The sequence below is a fragment of the Allosphingosinicella sp. genome (assembly GCF_036402135.1).
Classification (GTDB): Bacteria; Pseudomonadota; Alphaproteobacteria; order Sphingomonadales; family Sphingomonadaceae; genus Allosphingosinicella.
On the sequence record NZ_DASWTN010000029.1, the window covers coordinates 16,918 to 31,962 of the forward strand.

General features: G+C 65.5%; 25 protein-coding genes. 23 read left to right on the forward strand and 2 right to left on the reverse strand.

Annotated elements, in window-relative coordinates:
• Positions 1-69: 69 nt before the first annotated feature.
• From VGD10_RS08170 to VGD10_RS08190, 5 genes are read left to right on the forward strand one after another with little or no spacing between them, the layout of a single operon-like run.
• Complete coding sequence (locus VGD10_RS08170) at positions 70-405, forward strand: phage tail assembly protein (RefSeq protein WP_331040320.1); 336 nt, start codon at positions 70-72, stop codon at positions 403-405.
• Between the two features lie 8 nt (positions 406-413).
• Entirely contained in the window at positions 414-530 is a 117-nt protein-coding gene (locus tag VGD10_RS08175) for a GpE family phage tail protein (RefSeq protein WP_331040321.1), read from the forward strand.
• A 4-nt stretch (positions 531-534) separates the two neighbouring features.
• The gene (locus VGD10_RS08180; protein WP_331040322.1) at positions 535-3,087 is read left to right on the forward strand and encodes a phage tail tape measure protein; all 2,553 of its coding nucleotides are present in this window, start codon (positions 535-537) and stop codon (positions 3,085-3,087) included.
• Positions 3,087-3,485 carry a phage tail protein gene (locus tag VGD10_RS08185; RefSeq protein ID WP_331040323.1) on the forward strand — a complete coding sequence of 133 codons (399 nt, stop codon included), beginning with the start codon at positions 3,087-3,089 and terminating at the stop codon, positions 3,483-3,485. The genes VGD10_RS08180 and VGD10_RS08185 overlap by 1 nt, the downstream gene beginning before the upstream one ends.
• A gap of 2 nt (positions 3,486-3,487) precedes the next feature.
• Positions 3,488-4,549 carry a contractile injection system protein, VgrG/Pvc8 family gene (locus VGD10_RS08190; RefSeq protein ID WP_331040324.1) on the forward strand — a complete coding sequence of 354 codons (1,062 nt, stop codon included), beginning with the start codon at positions 3,488-3,490 and terminating at the stop codon, positions 4,547-4,549.
• Here the strand turns inward: VGD10_RS08190 and VGD10_RS08195 are convergent.
• Together VGD10_RS08195 and VGD10_RS08200 are read right to left on the reverse strand one after the other, a co-directional pair.
• Positions 4,542-5,006, reverse strand: coding sequence for a hypothetical protein (locus VGD10_RS08195; RefSeq protein WP_331040325.1), 465 nt, complete (start codon positions 5,004-5,006; stop codon positions 4,542-4,544). The two genes, VGD10_RS08190 and VGD10_RS08195, sit on opposite strands and share 8 nt — an antisense overlap.
• Positions 5,007-5,021: 15 nt before the next feature.
• Positions 5,022-5,486: a hypothetical protein gene (locus VGD10_RS08200; protein WP_331040326.1), complete on the reverse strand. Its 465-nt coding sequence runs from the start codon at positions 5,484-5,486 to the stop codon at positions 5,022-5,024.
• A gap of 82 nt (positions 5,487-5,568) precedes the next feature.
• On the opposite strand from VGD10_RS08200, the gene VGD10_RS13315 reads away from it, so the two are divergent.
• The 18 genes from VGD10_RS13315 (at position 5,569) to VGD10_RS08285 (ending at position 15,026) form a co-directional block, all read left to right on the forward strand.
• Positions 5,569-5,910, forward strand: coding sequence for a YdaS family helix-turn-helix protein (locus VGD10_RS13315; RefSeq protein ID WP_349256594.1), 342 nt, complete (start codon positions 5,569-5,571; stop codon positions 5,908-5,910).
• A complete protein-coding gene (locus VGD10_RS08205) occupies positions 5,907-6,248 on the forward strand; it encodes a hypothetical protein (protein ID WP_331040327.1) in 342 nt (113 codons plus the stop codon). The genes VGD10_RS13315 and VGD10_RS08205 overlap by 4 nt, the downstream gene beginning before the upstream one ends.
• On the forward strand, positions 6,245-6,730 hold the full coding sequence (locus VGD10_RS08210) for a hypothetical protein (RefSeq protein WP_331040328.1): 486 nt from the start codon (positions 6,245-6,247) through the stop codon (positions 6,728-6,730). Before VGD10_RS08205 ends, VGD10_RS08210 begins: the two co-directional genes overlap by 4 nt.
• Positions 6,731-7,102: an ogr/Delta-like zinc finger family protein gene (locus VGD10_RS08215; protein ID WP_331040329.1), complete on the forward strand. Its 372-nt coding sequence runs from the start codon at positions 6,731-6,733 to the stop codon at positions 7,100-7,102. It abuts the gene before it with no gap.
• Between the two features lie 160 nt (positions 7,103-7,262).
• Positions 7,263-7,652 (forward strand): hypothetical protein, encoded by a 390-nt coding sequence (locus VGD10_RS08220; RefSeq protein WP_331040330.1) that lies wholly within the window; start codon positions 7,263-7,265, stop codon positions 7,650-7,652.
• Complete coding sequence (locus VGD10_RS08225) at positions 7,645-7,842, forward strand: hypothetical protein (RefSeq protein ID WP_331040331.1); 198 nt, start codon at positions 7,645-7,647, stop codon at positions 7,840-7,842. The genes VGD10_RS08220 and VGD10_RS08225 overlap by 8 nt, the downstream gene beginning before the upstream one ends.
• Positions 7,842-7,964 carry a hypothetical protein gene (locus VGD10_RS08230; RefSeq protein ID WP_331040332.1) on the forward strand — a complete coding sequence of 41 codons (123 nt, stop codon included), beginning with the start codon at positions 7,842-7,844 and terminating at the stop codon, positions 7,962-7,964. The genes VGD10_RS08225 and VGD10_RS08230 overlap by 1 nt, the downstream gene beginning before the upstream one ends.
• Positions 7,957-8,253 carry a hypothetical protein gene (locus VGD10_RS08235; RefSeq protein ID WP_331040333.1) on the forward strand — a complete coding sequence of 99 codons (297 nt, stop codon included), beginning with the start codon at positions 7,957-7,959 and terminating at the stop codon, positions 8,251-8,253. Before VGD10_RS08230 ends, VGD10_RS08235 begins: the two co-directional genes overlap by 8 nt.
• On the forward strand, positions 8,246-8,488 hold the full coding sequence (locus VGD10_RS08240) for a DUF2312 domain-containing protein (protein ID WP_331040334.1): 243 nt from the start codon (positions 8,246-8,248) through the stop codon (positions 8,486-8,488). The genes VGD10_RS08235 and VGD10_RS08240 overlap by 8 nt, the downstream gene beginning before the upstream one ends.
• Positions 8,488-9,114 (forward strand): hypothetical protein, encoded by a 627-nt coding sequence (locus VGD10_RS08245; protein ID WP_331040335.1) that lies wholly within the window; start codon positions 8,488-8,490, stop codon positions 9,112-9,114. Before VGD10_RS08240 ends, VGD10_RS08245 begins: the two co-directional genes overlap by 1 nt.
• On the forward strand, positions 9,093-10,553 hold the full coding sequence (locus VGD10_RS08250; RefSeq protein ID WP_331040336.1) for a ParB/RepB/Spo0J family partition protein: 1,461 nt from the start codon (positions 9,093-9,095) through the stop codon (positions 10,551-10,553). Before VGD10_RS08245 ends, VGD10_RS08250 begins: the two co-directional genes overlap by 22 nt.
• A 187-nt stretch (positions 10,554-10,740) precedes the next feature.
• On the forward strand, positions 10,741-11,001 hold the full coding sequence (locus tag VGD10_RS08255; protein WP_331040337.1) for a hypothetical protein: 261 nt from the start codon (positions 10,741-10,743) through the stop codon (positions 10,999-11,001).
• 282 nt (positions 11,002-11,283) lie between these two features.
• A complete protein-coding gene (locus tag VGD10_RS08260) occupies positions 11,284-11,823 on the forward strand; it encodes a hypothetical protein (RefSeq protein ID WP_331040338.1) in 540 nt (179 codons plus the stop codon).
• On the forward strand, positions 11,820-13,526 hold the full coding sequence (locus VGD10_RS08265; protein WP_331040339.1) for a hypothetical protein: 1,707 nt from the start codon (positions 11,820-11,822) through the stop codon (positions 13,524-13,526). The genes VGD10_RS08260 and VGD10_RS08265 overlap by 4 nt, the downstream gene beginning before the upstream one ends.
• A gap of 29 nt (positions 13,527-13,555) precedes the next feature.
• Positions 13,556-13,765: a hypothetical protein gene (locus tag VGD10_RS08270; RefSeq protein ID WP_331040340.1), complete on the forward strand. Its 210-nt coding sequence runs from the start codon at positions 13,556-13,558 to the stop codon at positions 13,763-13,765.
• Entirely contained in the window at positions 13,762-14,130 is a 369-nt protein-coding gene (locus VGD10_RS08275) for a hypothetical protein (RefSeq protein WP_331040341.1), read from the forward strand. The genes VGD10_RS08270 and VGD10_RS08275 overlap by 4 nt, the downstream gene beginning before the upstream one ends.
• Positions 14,127-14,384, forward strand: a complete 258-nt coding sequence (locus tag VGD10_RS08280) for a helix-turn-helix transcriptional regulator (RefSeq protein WP_331040342.1) — start codon at positions 14,127-14,129, stop codon at positions 14,382-14,384. Before VGD10_RS08275 ends, VGD10_RS08280 begins: the two co-directional genes overlap by 4 nt.
• Before the next feature lie 198 nt (positions 14,385-14,582).
• On the forward strand, positions 14,583-15,026 hold the full coding sequence (locus tag VGD10_RS08285) for a CBS domain-containing protein (RefSeq protein WP_331040343.1): 444 nt from the start codon (positions 14,583-14,585) through the stop codon (positions 15,024-15,026).
• Positions 15,027-15,045 lie beyond the last annotated feature (19 nt).

Here is a 15,045-nt window from a genome sequence, read left to right on the forward strand (position 1 = left end):
AACGGGGCGGCTAGGGGCGCATAGATGCCACGGCCGCCCCGCCCTTGAATGACGACAGGAGTAGGGGAATTGGAAAACAAGCAATCCGACAGCGCCGGCACCGCCAGCCTCCGTAGCTTCACGCTCGACAACGACGTCGTCGTGGCCGGCCAGGTGACGCACAGGGCCGGCACCGAGATCACCGTCCGCAAGCCTGCCGCGGGCGAGCTCCGCGGCCTCACCATGATGTCGCTTAGCCAACTCGACTATACTGCAGTTGAGACGCTGGCGCCGCGCATCACCTCCCCTGTCCTTCATAAGCAGGACGTGGCCGGCATGGATCCCGCGGATCTGATGCAGCTCGGCGGCGAGATCATGGATTTTTTGTTGCCGAAGGCCGCGAGGCCGGAATCCCTGCCCGGGTAGAGGAGGCGATGGCGGACGTCGCGCTCGTCTTCCACTGGCCGCCTGACGCGATGGACCGGATGAGCCTGGCCGAATTGATGACCTGGCGCGAACGCGCCGCCAAACGCCACAATCCGGAGAGCTGACGAAGTGAGCGACCGCAACCTCAGGATCCGCCTCCTCTTCGAAGCGATGGAGAAGGTGACGGGCCCGCTGCGCGCGATCGCCGGCGGCGCCGGATCCACGGGCGCCAAGATCAAGGCCATGCGCGATCGCCTGAAGGAGCTCGATCGCGCCCAGGCCGACATAGGATCCTTCCGCCAGCTGAAGGCCGGCATCAAGGGAACGGAGGATCAGCTCCGCTCGGCCGAGAACAGGGTGGCGCAGCTCGCCAGGGCGATGCGCGAAACCGAAAGCCCGACGAAGAAGATGGCGGCGGACTTCGCCAGGGCGAAACGCGAGGCCGCGGCGTTGAAGCAGGATCTGTCGTCGCAAGGGATGGAGCTGCAGCAGCTGCGCGGCCGTCTTTCGGCCGCCGGCATCAGCACGTCCAAGCTGGGCGATCACCAGCGCGAGCTCCGCCTCGAGGCGTCCAGGCTTAACCGGGAATTGAGCGAGCAGGCACGCAAGCTGCAGGCGGCCGACGATCGCGCCGCCCGCTTTGCGGCGGGCAAGGAGCGCTTCTCCAAAGTCCAGGGAGCCGCCACTGGCCTTGCCGCCGGCGGCGCCGCTGCGCTCGGCACCGGCACGGCGATCGCCGCCCCGGTTGTCGCTACCGTCAAGGAAAGCTCTGACTTCCAAAGCACCATGACCGACATCGCGCAAAAGGCCGACATGGCGCGCGACCAGGCTGAAAAGATGGGCAGGGCTTTCGATGTGCTCGGCCCGAAGGTGGCGCAGCTCCCAGCTGATCTCGCCGCCGGCGTCGACGTCTTGGCAGGGCGCGGCCTCGATCCACGCCGCGGCGTTAAGATGATCGAGCCGATCGGCCGCGCGGCCACTGCCTACAAGGCGAAAGTGAACGATCTCGCCGACGCCACTTTCTCTACGGTCGACAACTTGAAGGTTCCGATCGGGCAGACGGCCAAGGCCCTCGATGTCATGGCGGCCGCCGGCAAGGCCGGCGCGTTCGAGATGAAGGACATGGCGCAATATTTCCCGGCGCTGACGGCGTCGGCGAACGCGCTCGGGCAGAAAGGCGTCCCCGCCGTGGCGGACCTGGCGGCCGCGCTTCAGATCACCCGGAAGGGCGCCGGCGACAGCTCCACCGCCGCCAACAATCTTCAGAACCTGCTGAACAAGATCAACACCGAAGACACGATCAAGAACTTCAAGCAATTCGGCATCGATCTGCCTAAGGCGATGAAGAAGGCTGCCAAGGATGGAAAGTCGCCAATCGAGGCAATCGCCGAGCTCACAAGTAAGGCGACGAAGGGCGACTTGTCGAAGCTCGCCTTTCTCTTCGGTGACGCCCAGGTGCAGGCCGCTTTGCGGCCGCTGCTCCAGAACATGGATCTCTATCGCAAGATCCGCGCCGATGCCCTTGACGCGACGGGAACGGTGGAAGCCGACTTCAACGAGCGCATGCAGGACACGGCCGCTAAATGGCAGCGGACGAAGGCCTCGGCCCAGGCGCTGGCGCACACGATCGGCCGCGGCCTCCTTCCCGCGGCGAACTGGCTCGCCGAGAAGGGCGCGACCTTTTCGGATTGGGCGAGTGCCATGGCGCAGCGTTATCCAACCGCGGCGAAATGGCTGGGCATCATCGTCGGCGGCATAGCCGCTTTGCTGCTCGTCTTCGGTGCGCTAGCCCTTGGCGCGGCCGCGTTGATGGCGCCCTTCGCTGCGATCGGCTTCATGTCGGCCTTTGCTGGCGGAGGCTTCCTGGCATTGGCGAGGTTTATGCTTCTCCCGCTGCGCGTCGTGCCGTTGCTCATTAACGGCGTTTGGGCGCTTGCCGGCGGCATTGCCAAAGCCGGCCTCTTTCTGCTCGCCAATCCGATGATCGCTGGCATCCTGATCCTCGTCGCGGCCGTCGGCTTTGCCGGCTATATGATCTGGAAACACTGGGCCACGATCAGCGCCGCCTTCACTTCGGCCGTCGGACGCATCGGCGCAGCCCTGCAGGCAGCCCGAGCTTGGATTGTTTCCGCGTTCAACGGCATCTTTGCCTTCTTCGCCGGGCTCGGGCTGCGATTCCAACAGTTCGGCGCGAACCTGATCCAGGGCCTTATCAGCGGCATCACCGGAAGGCTGTCCGCGCTGAAGAACACGATCGTCGGCGCCGCCAACGCGGCCGCCAACTGGTTCAAGTCGAAGCTCGGCATCCGCTCGCCCTCGCGCGTCTTCATGGGGCTGGGCAGCTTCGTCATGCAGGGGCTCGAACGCGGCATTGCATCGGAGGAGAATGCGCCTCTCCGCCGCCTCGATCGCCTGTCTCGCAATATGGCCGCGGCGCTTGCGATCGGCTCGGCCGCGCCTGCAATCGCCGCCGGCGCCGGGTCCGCGCCGGGCACAGCATCCGGCGCGGCCACGGCCTCCGCATTCGCCGCGCCGATCACAATCAACATCTATTCCGCGCCTGGCCAAAGCGCAGAGGACATCGGCCGACAGGTGCGGGCCGAGCTCGAGAGGGCGAGGAATGGCGAACGCGCCAGGGGCAATAGCAGCTTCGCGGATCGCTCGGATTGGGAGGACAGCTGATGCTGATGTCGCTCGGCATGTTCGTTTTTTCGGTACCAACGATCGCTTACCAGGATCTGCAGCGGAAGAATGAATGGCGCCATGCGAAGGCCGCTCGTATCGGCGCTCGCGATGCCGTCCAGTTCGTCGGCCCGGGCGAGGAAACGATCGGCCTTTCCGGTACAGCCTTCGCCGAACTGTCCGACGCGGCCGCCTCGCTCGATGATCTGCGTGAAATGGCGAAGGATGGCGAGGCATGGCCGCTCGTTGACGCCGCCGGCACGGTCTACGGTTCGTTCGTCATCACGACCATCGATGAGAAGCAGAAGCACCACGCGCCCGACGGTTCTGCCCGGCAGATCGATTTCTCGATCGAGCTCTTCGGCGTGGACGATCCGGCGCCGCAGTCGCAGGCCTGAGGATGGCGAGCGCGCCCCCGCCACCTGCGACCGGCTTGAGTGGCGCTGCAGCTGGCCAGGCCGGCTACGTCACCAACGTTCCCGATTTCAAGGTGACGCTGGACGGGCAGGATCTGACACCGAAGATGCGGCCGCGCCTCGTTTCGCTCACCCTTTCCGACAAGCGCGCCGGCGAGGCCGACCAGCTGGACATCGTTCTCGATGACAGCGACGGCCGCCTTGCCTTGCCTAAGGCCGGCGCGAAAATCAGCCTGCAGCTGGGCTGGAAGCGCGGGAGCGACGTCACGCCCGGCCTGGTCGAAAAGGGAAGCTTCACCGTCGACGAGGTTGAGCACGGCGGGCCGCCCGACCAGGTGACGATCCGCGCACGCTCGGCCGACTTCACAAGCGAGATCCGCACCAGGCGGGAGAAGAGCTGGAAGGACACGACGCTCGGCGCTGTGGTGAACGACATAGCCTCCCGCAACAAACTTCAGCCGCGCTGCGCCTCGTCCCTGGCATCGATCTCGATCAAGTCGCTCGTCCAGGGCCGCGAAAGCGATATCGCCTTCCTGCGGCGCCTGGGGCGCCGCTACGACGCCGTCGCGACCATCAAGAAGGGCGCGCTGATCTTTTCGCCTGTCGGCGCCGGCGCCACGCCTGGCGGCCGCGCGATTCCTTCGATCGAGATCCGCCGGCGCGACGGCGATCGCCACAGCTACCGCCTTGAGAAGCGGGAGGAGGGCGAAGGCGTCACCGCAACCTGGCACGATCGCAAGGCTGCGAAGAAGAAGGATGTCACGATCGGGAAGAAGGACGGTGCCCGGAAGCTGTCGCACGTTTACGCCACTGAAGATTCGGCCAAGCGCGCTGCTCGCGCCGAACGCAGCCGCCTAGGCCGCCGCCCCGAAAAGTTGAGCTTCGACTTGGCGCTGGGCCGTGCCGAGCTCTACCCCGAACGCCGCGTGAAGGCAGTCGGCTTCAAGGCCGAGATCGATGCCAAGTCCTGGCTGATCGTTGAGGTGACGCATAGTCTGACGAATACGGGCTTCAGTACGAAGCTTGAAATGGAAGCCGCTAGCTAAGGCAAAGCATCGAAGTTTTCACATCTTCTGCTGCTACGTCGCACTCGTCGCGCATCAGCCGGTCACCTTTTGGATCCCCAGTCACTTGGATGTCTCGTGCTGCATCGAAAGTTGTCGCGGCGCCTTCGCCTAGCGCGAGTGCCCTTAGCGGCTGAAGGTCAAAATCGACCGTAGCGATAGGCTCCTTCGTAGTGAGCCGAAAATGGAAACTGGCCGTTTCGAGCGTCTCTGCCTGGGCAAGACTGCCCGCTTTGAGCTGGTTCCCGATCTGCTGGATGGAGGCCGCCATCGCCGGCAACAGATCTCCCGTCTCGGGTGTGTCAGCTACGGCCACCTCAATATTAAGATGAGAGCCATAGACCTGGGCCACGACTTCAGATTTTGCCGGTGAGGGAGGAGCGCTCTCACTGCAGCTCAAAAGGTTGATGCTCAAGACGAGGATGGCGAAGCGCGTCATAATTCCCTCACAAGCTCATTCCCATTTAAGGGGCGGGGGCGGTTTGTAGGTGGACTTGGGATTGTGGATTGTCGGCGTGGGCAAAAGGGAAGCGAGCTTTTGCAGGATCACGTGGCGATCGGCGTCGGATAGCGACCTGTATGCGTTCAGAACCGCTTGCTCTTCCGGCTCAATAAGCTCTTCGCGCGCGCCGTGGGGATTCAGTGCGGCCATTGCATATTCGGCGATCTTATCTTCGCGCTCTTCGCCTTGAAGGTGCACAACGCGCGTCGCGATCTCCACATATCTCAGCCAGCGAGGAATGCTTTTGGCTTTGTTGTTTTCGAAATACGAGATCGACTGCTGAGTGAGCTTGTTCTGATCGAGGAAAAAGCGCGCAACTTCCCGCGCGCGGCGAGCTGTCTCCGTCGTCGACCAGCCAAGGCGGCGACGAGTTTCCTTCAGCCAAACGACGGCTTCATCAAGCTTACGGGTACTCATCGCCTCGACGCTAACCGACACCGGCGCCGGACATCGCTACAAACTGCTTGTAGATATTTGTAGATGTTTGTAAGCGAGTCGAATGGACGACGCTCAACGACTCGCTGCACACAGGGCGTTCGCTCGCTGCGTTGCGGCGGCGCGCAGTCAATCGGCCTTCGAAAGAGCTACCGGCGCAAAGCAGCAAAAAGTGTCGTATTGGCTCAGAAAGAAGATGTTGCTGCCGGGCGAATATGTTCTTGCGGCAGAGTCTGCTTACGGCGTCAGCCGCCACGATCTTCGTCCCGATCTCTACCCCCTTCCCGCGGCCCCAGCGTCGAACGACGGGCATCTTTCCCCCGCTGGGCGCACCATAGCGGGCGGGGCTCCGGCTGCCTCGTGCGATCGGAGCCCCATTTCGCAAGGCCTGGAGCCGGTACGGTGAGGGACGATCATTCCCGCTCCTCCCCTTCCTTTGGCGCCACACTCGGCGTCGGCACCGCCGCCCGATTTCTCGGCGTCGATCACACGGTGCCTCGACCTGCGGGCGCAATGATCGCCGTCTATGCTCCGATCGACCAGGCCGTGATCGATTGCGCGCGCGCCGTCGTTGATCGCTTCCGCGGGTTCGACGGCCTGCCCCAGGAGCATCGCTGCGCTCTCTACAATCTCGATGCTGCCCTTGCGCGCGTCGACGGCCGCGGACGTGCTGCCCACCCCGCGGCCGATCTCACACCCGGCGACGAACGCCACTTCTTCGCGACCGGCGGAGCGACGCGGTGACGAAGCGCCGCTCTCCCCTGACGTTCGAAAACGCGCTGGCCCAGGTGGCCAGCAAGATCGGATGGGACGGAGCGGCGAAGATCATCGGCCGCGCCGATCGCACGATCCGGAACTGGTCGGATCCGGATACGAGCGCGGGCATCACGCTTGATAAGGCGCTCGAGCTCGATCTCGCTTATGCCGCCCAAGGCGGCGAAGGTTATCCCCTGTTTCAATGCTTCAGCACCCGCCTTGAGGTGGATGCTGCAAACCTGTTCGCTTCGAAGGAAGCGATCGTCCGCTCTCTAGCGTCAGCCGTAAAGGAAAACGGAGAAGCTGTCTCCGCTGCCCTTTCGGCCACCCTCCCCGGTGCGACGGAAGCGGACTTCATCGTGGCGGAGCGCGAGCTCGAGGAATCGATCGCGGCCGACACCCATGCGCTTGCCACCATCCGCGCGGGGCGGACTGGAGCGGCGCCTGCCCGGGGAGGGGCGTCAACCTAGATGCAAAAGCTGTCTAAACCTAGAATTCCAGCGATCGCCTGTCCGCACTGCCAGGGCCGCGCCATCGTTCGTTCAAGCGAAACCTTTACGCCGCTCTACCGCGAGCTGCGCTTGCGCTGCGAAGATGACGAATGCGGCCATGCGTTCGTCGCCTCGCTGTCGGTGATCCGCACCGTCACCCCTAGCCAGAAGCCTAACCCGTCGATCCAGCTGCCCCTGACGACAGCGGCCAACGCCCTGCCGCCCCGAGCGCCCGCGAACGACGACATGCCCTATCCCGCCAACGATATCGGATCCTGCGGCCCGGAGGTGCCGCTGCCCGCCGCAAACGACACTGCTCCGCCGGTGACGCCTCTCGTTGCTGAAGGCTGATCCGGCGCTGGGCTGAAGCCCGCCGACAGTCTTCCACATTCCGATCTGCCATTCGCCAGCCCGGCGGCTCTGCTTCCGGGACGGCCTTTCTATTGCCCGAGAAAGGTTGACCATGACTGACACAATTTGCGCGCCCCCTCCCCAAAAGGCGCCGCCGGCAATGAAGCCCGGCGACTATATGCGCCTCCGCCGCGAAGCCGCCGGCCTCACGATCGACAGCATCGCCCTGCTCTGCGGCGGCGGAGATCCGAAGGCTCGCGCCGAAGCGCAAAATCAGATGCGCCGGATTGAGAACGGTGAAGGCGATCTGACCGATCACCACGGCCTGCTGCTGAAGCTGCGCGGCGTCATGGCCTTCGATCTCGAAGTCTATGAGAAGCTAGTCCTCTACGCAGCGGACCAGGAGCTGCCCCTCCCCCAGGTCTGCCGCGGCTGCGGCTGCAGCTGGATGGACCCCTGTGCGGATCGGCGGACCGGAACCTGCGCCTGGGCCGATGGCGATCCGACGCTCTGCACCACCTGCGAACGCCGGGAGGCTGCCCATGCGTAGCAATCTCGCCCGGATCCTGCCGCCCGAGGAAGTCGTCGAGCAGCTGCCGCCGATCGCCCGCTTCAATGTCGCGGAGCATCAACGCGACTGCGCCGCCATTCTCACTGGGGCGGCCGCAGGCCTCGCCACGGTGCTGGCCATCCTGGCGCTTCAGAACTGGCCGGCGATTGCCGCCTGGGCGGCGCTGTGATGGCGCGGCGCCAGGAGCAGCCGCGGCAGGAAGAGCCGCACTTCGAACTGACCGAAAAGGCGCTCGCCTATCTGGCGCGCGTCACTCCTCCCAAGCAGCAGAAGGAAATGCGGCATGGCTGACGAGACGTTTCAGCTTGGCGGGCCCCGAATGACGGTGCTCGCCGTACGCTTTGCGCCAGCATTCGAGGCCGCGGAGCGGCAGAAGTACGACGCGATCGTGCAGGCTGGCGACGTCGCGCCCGAGGAAATGCTCGCCCTTCTCGTTCGGGGCGGCGTGGCCGCTTTGTCAGGCGGGATCATCCTCGCCGCCCACGATCTGAACATCCCAATCGACACCGTCCGCAAGGTCGCGATCGAGAACCTCGATCTGCAGCTGCGCGGCACAACTGAGGAGAGCCGTATTGGCTGAAGGATCTATCGCGGCCGACGAACTGCGCCTGCTCATCGAGCGCATCGAGCGCCTCGAGGAAGAAAAGAGGGCAATCGCCGACGACGTGCGTGACGTTTACGCGGAGGCCAAGGCGCGCGGCTACGACACGAAAACCATGCGCGCGATCGTGCGCCTGCGGAAGATGGAGAACCACGTCCGCCAGGAGGCGGAGGCGCTCCTCGATACCTACAAAGCGGCGCTGGGCATCGACTGATGGGCACGAAGCTCAAGCCAGGCCGCTTCGACTGCCTCTCCGCTGCTCTGCCCGACGAGCCGATGTTTATCCTGCTCGCGCGGGACCCACTTGCCGCGTTCCTGGTCGACCTATGGGCATCATGCCGAGCTGCCGACGAAGCAGCCGCTAGGGCTGCCAGCGGCATGGCGATCGGCACGGCGCGCCGGCTATACGCCGGGGCACCGGAGGCAGAGAAGGCGGAGGAGGCCTTCGCCTGCGCTAACGAAATGCGCACTTGGCGGCTTGAGAATGACGGCCGTTGGCGCTCCGAAACACCGCGTTGCGATGCTGCTGATTATCAGGTTGTTGAGCTGCCGCTGAATGTGAGCTTCGCGGCGGCTTATCTCGACGGCGTCATGCAGGATGAGCACCCGGAGATCGCTCGCCAGTGGCAGACGATTCGGCGCTTCCTCGCCTCCGGCCCCGTATCCGCCATGCTCATCAACGAAAAAGGGACCGGCAAGCCGGCCCCCTCCCCGAGTTCGGAAACGCCTGCGGTTGCCCCCGCGGGCGAGGACGGTGCGACCCGCCCTGATCCGGAGCTCGAAACTCCCGCCCCCTCCACCGGAACAGGAGAAGCATCATGCTTACAACAATCTCCCTGAACAAGCTCCAACTTTCAGAGAACAATGCGCGAAAGACAAACCGCGACGAGGACATAGCCTCGCTTGCCGATGATATCGCGGCCTCCGGCCTGAAGCAGAACCTGGTCGTTACCCACTCTGAATGCGGCCGCGGCATGTACGACGTCGACGCCGGCGGCCGCCGATTCCTCGCGCTGCAGCTGCTGGCCGAGCAGAAGCGGATTCCGAAGAACTATCCGGTCTCCTGCCTGGTCGAGCCGCGCGAGAACGCGCTCGAAACGAGCCTCTCCGAAAACCTCCACCGCGTTGCGATGAATCCGGCGGACGAGTTCGAAGCCTTCGCCACGATCATCGGGCGGTACCAGGATGCAGGGATCACCGATCGGCGGGAGCAAGTCGCCAACTGCGCCAGGCGCTTCGGCAAGGAAGTCCGCTACGTCGAGGAACGGCTCCGCCTTGCCGCCCTGGCGCCGGAGATCCTGGAAGCGTTGCGCTCCGGAGAGATCGGACTCGATTCGGCGAAGGCATACGCCGCCTACCCGGACCAGAAGCTGCAGCTGCAGGTCTACGCCGCGCAGTGCAAGTCAAACTACAACGCGCATAGCGTTCACTCCATCCGCTCGGCGATGGCGGGCAAGGTCTACCGTAAGGGTGATCGCCAGGTGCGCTATGTCGGCCTCGCCGCCTATCAGGCGGCGGGCGGCCGCATCGAGCTCGAGCTCTTCATGGGCAGCGAAGACGAGGAGGTGCTTCTCGACACGGCCTTGGTCGACCGGCTCTGCAGGGAGCAGGCGGAGGCCGACGCCGATAAGATCGCCCAGGAGCTCGGCTACGCCGCCGGCGCCGTAAAGCCCTGGGCTGGTGCAAGCTGGACCTGGCCGAAAACGCCTGCCGGCTACTGCCCCTCCCATTATGGCGCGCGATCGCTCTCGGCCGAGGAGAAAACGGACGCCATCCTCGTCTGCCGGATCAAGGATGACGGCACCGGCCTCGAGCCAACAGAGGACGTATTCAAGAAGATAATAGAAACGCCGACGGGCGGCGCGCCTGCAGCGCGTGGCCCGGAAAGCGAGATTGAGCGCCTTGCACGGATCCGGCGCGAGAAGATCGAGCTGAAGGCGGCGCATCTTGCGGTCCCGAGCGTTGCCGGCACCCCGCTTGAGGGCCGCGCCTTCTGGCCGTCGCCCGAGCAGCATTGGATCGAGCCGATCGAGGAGCTGGACGACGGCACCGTGCGCGTAGCGATGATCGTCGTCGTTCCCAAGGCGGAAGTCGAAGCCGTGATGGCGGCCGCCGAGCGGGCGATCGATCAGGAGGAAGCGGTGGCAGATGCCGCCCGCGCGGCCGAGCAGCGCCAAGCCGGCCAGGACGAAGACCGGCAAGCGCGCGAAGGCGTAGAAGAAGAGCACGACGCCGAGGAAGAGGCCGAGGAAATGGCCGAGCCGGAGGCGGTGGCATGAAGTCGCGCCTGCCCGATGGACTGCATACGTCCTGGTGCACTTGCCACCGTTGCCAGAGCGCGAAGACCGGGCCGCGGCCGTCGCGGTGGCGACCGATCATAAGCGTCCTCGCATTGATCGGCGGTGGCCTCATCGTATTCGCTTACGCGCTGGTGACGATCTTGCCCGCGCTCCGGAGCGGTGGGCGATGACGGTCGGCACCCGCTCCGCCGTTGCGGCCGCTCGGTACCCGCACGGCTCGCCGGTTCGCCTCGATGGCGATCGCGCGCACCTCGAGCTCGATCTCGCCAGGATCGACGGAGTCACGAAGCGGCCGCACGTCACGGCCGCCACGCATCACGAGGAGGGCGAGCAGCTCCTCGTCCAGGTCGACGGCGGCATCATGGCCGAATGCGGCGGCGTCGCCCGCTGGCTCGAGCTGCAGCGCGGGAGGCCGGTCAATGTCTGAACCCGCTCGCCCTTTTCCCGCTGGCAATGACGGCGCCGATCGCGTCGGGCTTTGCGGCCGCTGCCAGCGCTGCGCCGTGGATCCCGCGGTGCGGTGCTGCACCGAAGCGGATTGCCCTCTCGCCGAAAAGGATGCGGCATGACGGCGCCCGCTACCCATTGCTGCGACTGCGGCGCGGAGCTGCCGCCCGTAAAGCACAAGCGGAAGGCTGAGTGCCGCTGCGCCGATTGCTGCCGTGCGCTCGCCCGGTCCCCCGAGGCGCTAGCGCGCCGGAGCGCCTCAATGCGCGCTCGCCTTGAGGATCCCGCCGCCAAAGCCAAAATCATAGGAGCTGCCACCGCCGGTTTTCGTAGATCGCTCGAGCTAAAGCCTGATCAGCGAGAACTGCGCCGGGAAATCTGCCGAAAAATCGGAAAAGAACGCGGCGGCCGAAAACCGATCGGCCTCCCACCAGGTCATCCGATCCGCGCAAAAGCGGCGGCAACCTTCAGCGCCAGACATGGCCTCGCCGCCTGGTGCCCCACTGCGCGACGTAAAGAGTATCGCAACCTCCGCGCTCGACACGGGGCACAAGCAGCCCGGCAGCTGATGGAGCAGCGCTTCGCCGTCGAGCGGGAAGCCTCCCCGATAATAGCCGGGTTCGCCCTGGCCGCACGTCTAGCCACCGAAGCCTACGTCAACGATTGGCCGATGTCCTTCGTGCTGCAGCTCGAGGCTGTCAGGAACGGCGCCCGCATCGTCAGGAAGTTCAACCCCAGGGCGCCGGCGCCGGCCATTTACATCGGATCATCGGCCAGCATGTGCGCCGAGGTGGCGCTATGAGCGATCGCTCCTATCTGGACGAGCACCGCGCCTATCTCGGCGCCAGCGGCAGCGGCAAAAGCACGACGGCCAGGCACGACGTCGAGCAGCTGCTCGAGGACAAGCGGCACGTTTGCATCACCGACCACACCGGCGTTTGGTACGGACTTCGCTCCGATCGCGCCGGTACCGGGCCCGGTTTCGACATTCCAATATTCGGCGGCCGCCGCGGCGACGTCGCGATTGGCGCCGGCGACGGGGACGCGATCGGCCGCATCGTCGGCGAGGGCGTTTCCGCGATCGTCGACCTGTCGGCGCTCCGGAGCGGGCCGGAGCAGCGCGAATTCATGCGCGACTTTGTCGCCGCCCTTCGCCGCAAGCCCGCCGGCCATTTCCAGCTTGTGGCGGACGAGGCCGACGAGGATGTGCCGGAGAAGGCGCGCGACCAGGCCGGCTTTGAACTTGCCGAGGACATGATCTGGATCGCGAAGCGCGGCCGTTCCGACGGCTTCGTCCTAAGCCTCATCACCCAACGCCCCGCCAGCATCGCGAAGGAAGCTCTCTCCCAGGCGCAGACGATCTTCGCGCACCAGCTGACGGCGCCCACCGATCGGGACGCCTTCGGCCGCTATGTGAAGGCGCACGGCACGAAGCAGGAGCATGACGAGATCATGGCCCGCCTGCCGACTTTGCAGGTTGGCGAGCGCTACATGTATCGCCCGCGGCTCCATGTCCTGGAGCTCGGCAAGACGCCGCGGCCGATAACCTTCGACAGCAGCCGCACCCCCGGCCCAGGCGAAGCGAAACGCGAGCCGAAGCTGCTTAGCCAGATCGACGTCTCCGCCATTGCGGCCGCGCTGAAGAAGCCGGCCGACAGTTCGGCGGCGGAAGCTGCAACAGGCATCCCTGAACGATCCCTGCCCCTGCTGGCGGAAAAGACGCGCGAGATCCTCGAGCTAACAGACCGCGCCGCCGCAGCAGAGGCGGAACTGAAGGAGGTTCGTGCCGAGCTGATGGTCGCTCGCCACAAGGTGAGCCGCGTGGCGATCGTCGCCGCCTCAATGGCGGATCTCGCGGAAGAGCTCCGGAGCATAGTCGCCGGCCAAGCCGCCGCGCCGATCGATGCAAGTTTGCAACCCGCCGGTCGAAGCGAGGAGGTTTCTCTTCCTCCTGCCTCCTCCGCCGCCGGCGGTCAGGAGGGGGAGGCCTCCCCCCGGCCCTTGAGCAAGGCCAAGGCCTCCTCCTCCGACACCAACGCGATGCGCGGCCGCAAAGCTTTGGCTGCCCTCGTCGAGCGCGCCAGCGGCCTCACCGAGCGGCAATGGGCGTGGATCTCCGGCTTCTCGATCAAGGGGGGCACCTGGGGCACCTATAAGAGCGCGCTACGCGCCGCCGGCCACGTCGAGGAACGCGGCGGGAAATGGTACCCAACGGGCGCGGCCTATCAGTTCGATCTCGACGGCTTCGGCCCGTTCCCACAGCTCGGCCCCGAGCTCGCCCGCGCCTGGGGCGGGAGGATCTCGGGCGTCCGCCGAATGGTCGACGTGCTGATCGATCGCTGGCCCGACTGGACCCTTCGCGCCAGCCTTGCCGATCGCCTCAATATGGCCGCCGACGGTGGCACGTTCGGGGCGTATATCAGCCGCCTCAAGTCTGCCGGCATGATCGAGCAGGACGGGAAGAAGCTGCGCCTCAGCGCCGAGCTCATGGGCGAGGTGCTTTGATGGGCGGCACCTTCCACTTCCTGGCCGGCGTGGCAGTCACCGTGGCGCTCGGCGTCATTCCGATCGCGCGCTGGGGCATCGCCTGGCGCCGTCTCGCCCGTCACCAGCTGCAGGCGCGCGAGCTCGAGGCCCGTGGCCTCCCAACCCAGCTCGCCGGAAAGACGCCACGGCTTCTCGTCGTCGACGTCGACGGCCCGCGGCCGCCACGCACGGCGAGCGGCGCGGAGCGGGCGCTATGAAGACAAGCAACCTCTGCAATTCCTCCACTACGCGCCGCGTCGACCAGCTTCGCATGCAGTCGCGCCAGGCGCCGCCGATCGGAAGGTCGCGGCGACCTAAGCTTCAGCCGATCGAGCTCCGGATCCTTGAGGGTCTCCGCCGTATGAAGGAAGCCGGCCTGGAGCCGCACAGGATCTATTTGACCGCGGCCGACATAGCCGAGCTCGATCGCGCCCAGGGCCGCACAGTCACCAGCTGCGGCGGCTTCCAGGTCCGCCGCTCCGCTGGCCGCCAATCCAAAATCTACTCGATCCACGGCGTCGGCCGAGCCGTCCCGAAAAGCCTCTCCACGAAATCGACCAGCGTAAAAGGGAAGAAGTCATGATGCAGCAGCAGGCGCCGAAACGCGGCCAGGATCCGACGAAGCTTGCCGCCAGGGCAGCCGCCTCGATCTCGGGCGACAGACTCATGACCAGGCACGAAGTCGAAGCGGAATGCGGTCTCACCCGCTCATCAATCTACCGGGGGATTGCCGCCGGCACCTTCCCCGCGCCGAAGAAGGTCGGCCGCCGCGCGGTGCGCTGGCCGGAAAGCGCCATCGCCGCCTGGAAAGCCGAGCAGCCTTCCACCTCCCACTAAGCGCCTGAAGCGACCCCAAAAGGGGCACTTCAGGGGGCATCCTCCAACAACACCATAGTCACACGTCAGGGAAATCAAGGGGTTAAATGATGCAATCGACAGCAGCCCTGTCCACCATCTCCCTCACATAGGCGAATCCAGCGGAACAGCCGCATCCGGCATCCGTTTCCGGCACTTCCCAGTTCAAGGAGAGGCCCGATGAAAGTCGCCGAATGCATGAGCCCCGATGTCGAGACCATTTCGCCTGAGCAGCCGGTCGGCGAGGCGGCCCAGCTGATGCTGCGCGAGGATGCCGGCGCCATTCCAGTGGGCGAAGGCGACCGCCTGGTCGGCATGATTACTGACCGCGACATTGCGGTCCGCGGCGTGGCCGAAGGCCGTGGTCCCGACACGCCGGTGCGTGAGCTGATGACGGACGAAGTCCTCTTCTGCTTCGACGATCAGAATGTGGAGGACGCCGCACTTCTCATGTCAGACCATCAGGTCCGCCGCCTGCCGGTGAAGAGCCGCGAGGATGAGCGGCTAGTCGGCATCGTCTCGCTTGCCGACATCAGCCGTTCGGAGCAGGGCGAGGCGGCCTCGGTCGCGCTTGGCGGCATCACTGATCCAGGTGGCGAGCATAATCAGTCGGCCGAGAGCTGATCCTCTCTAGAACGCCTCG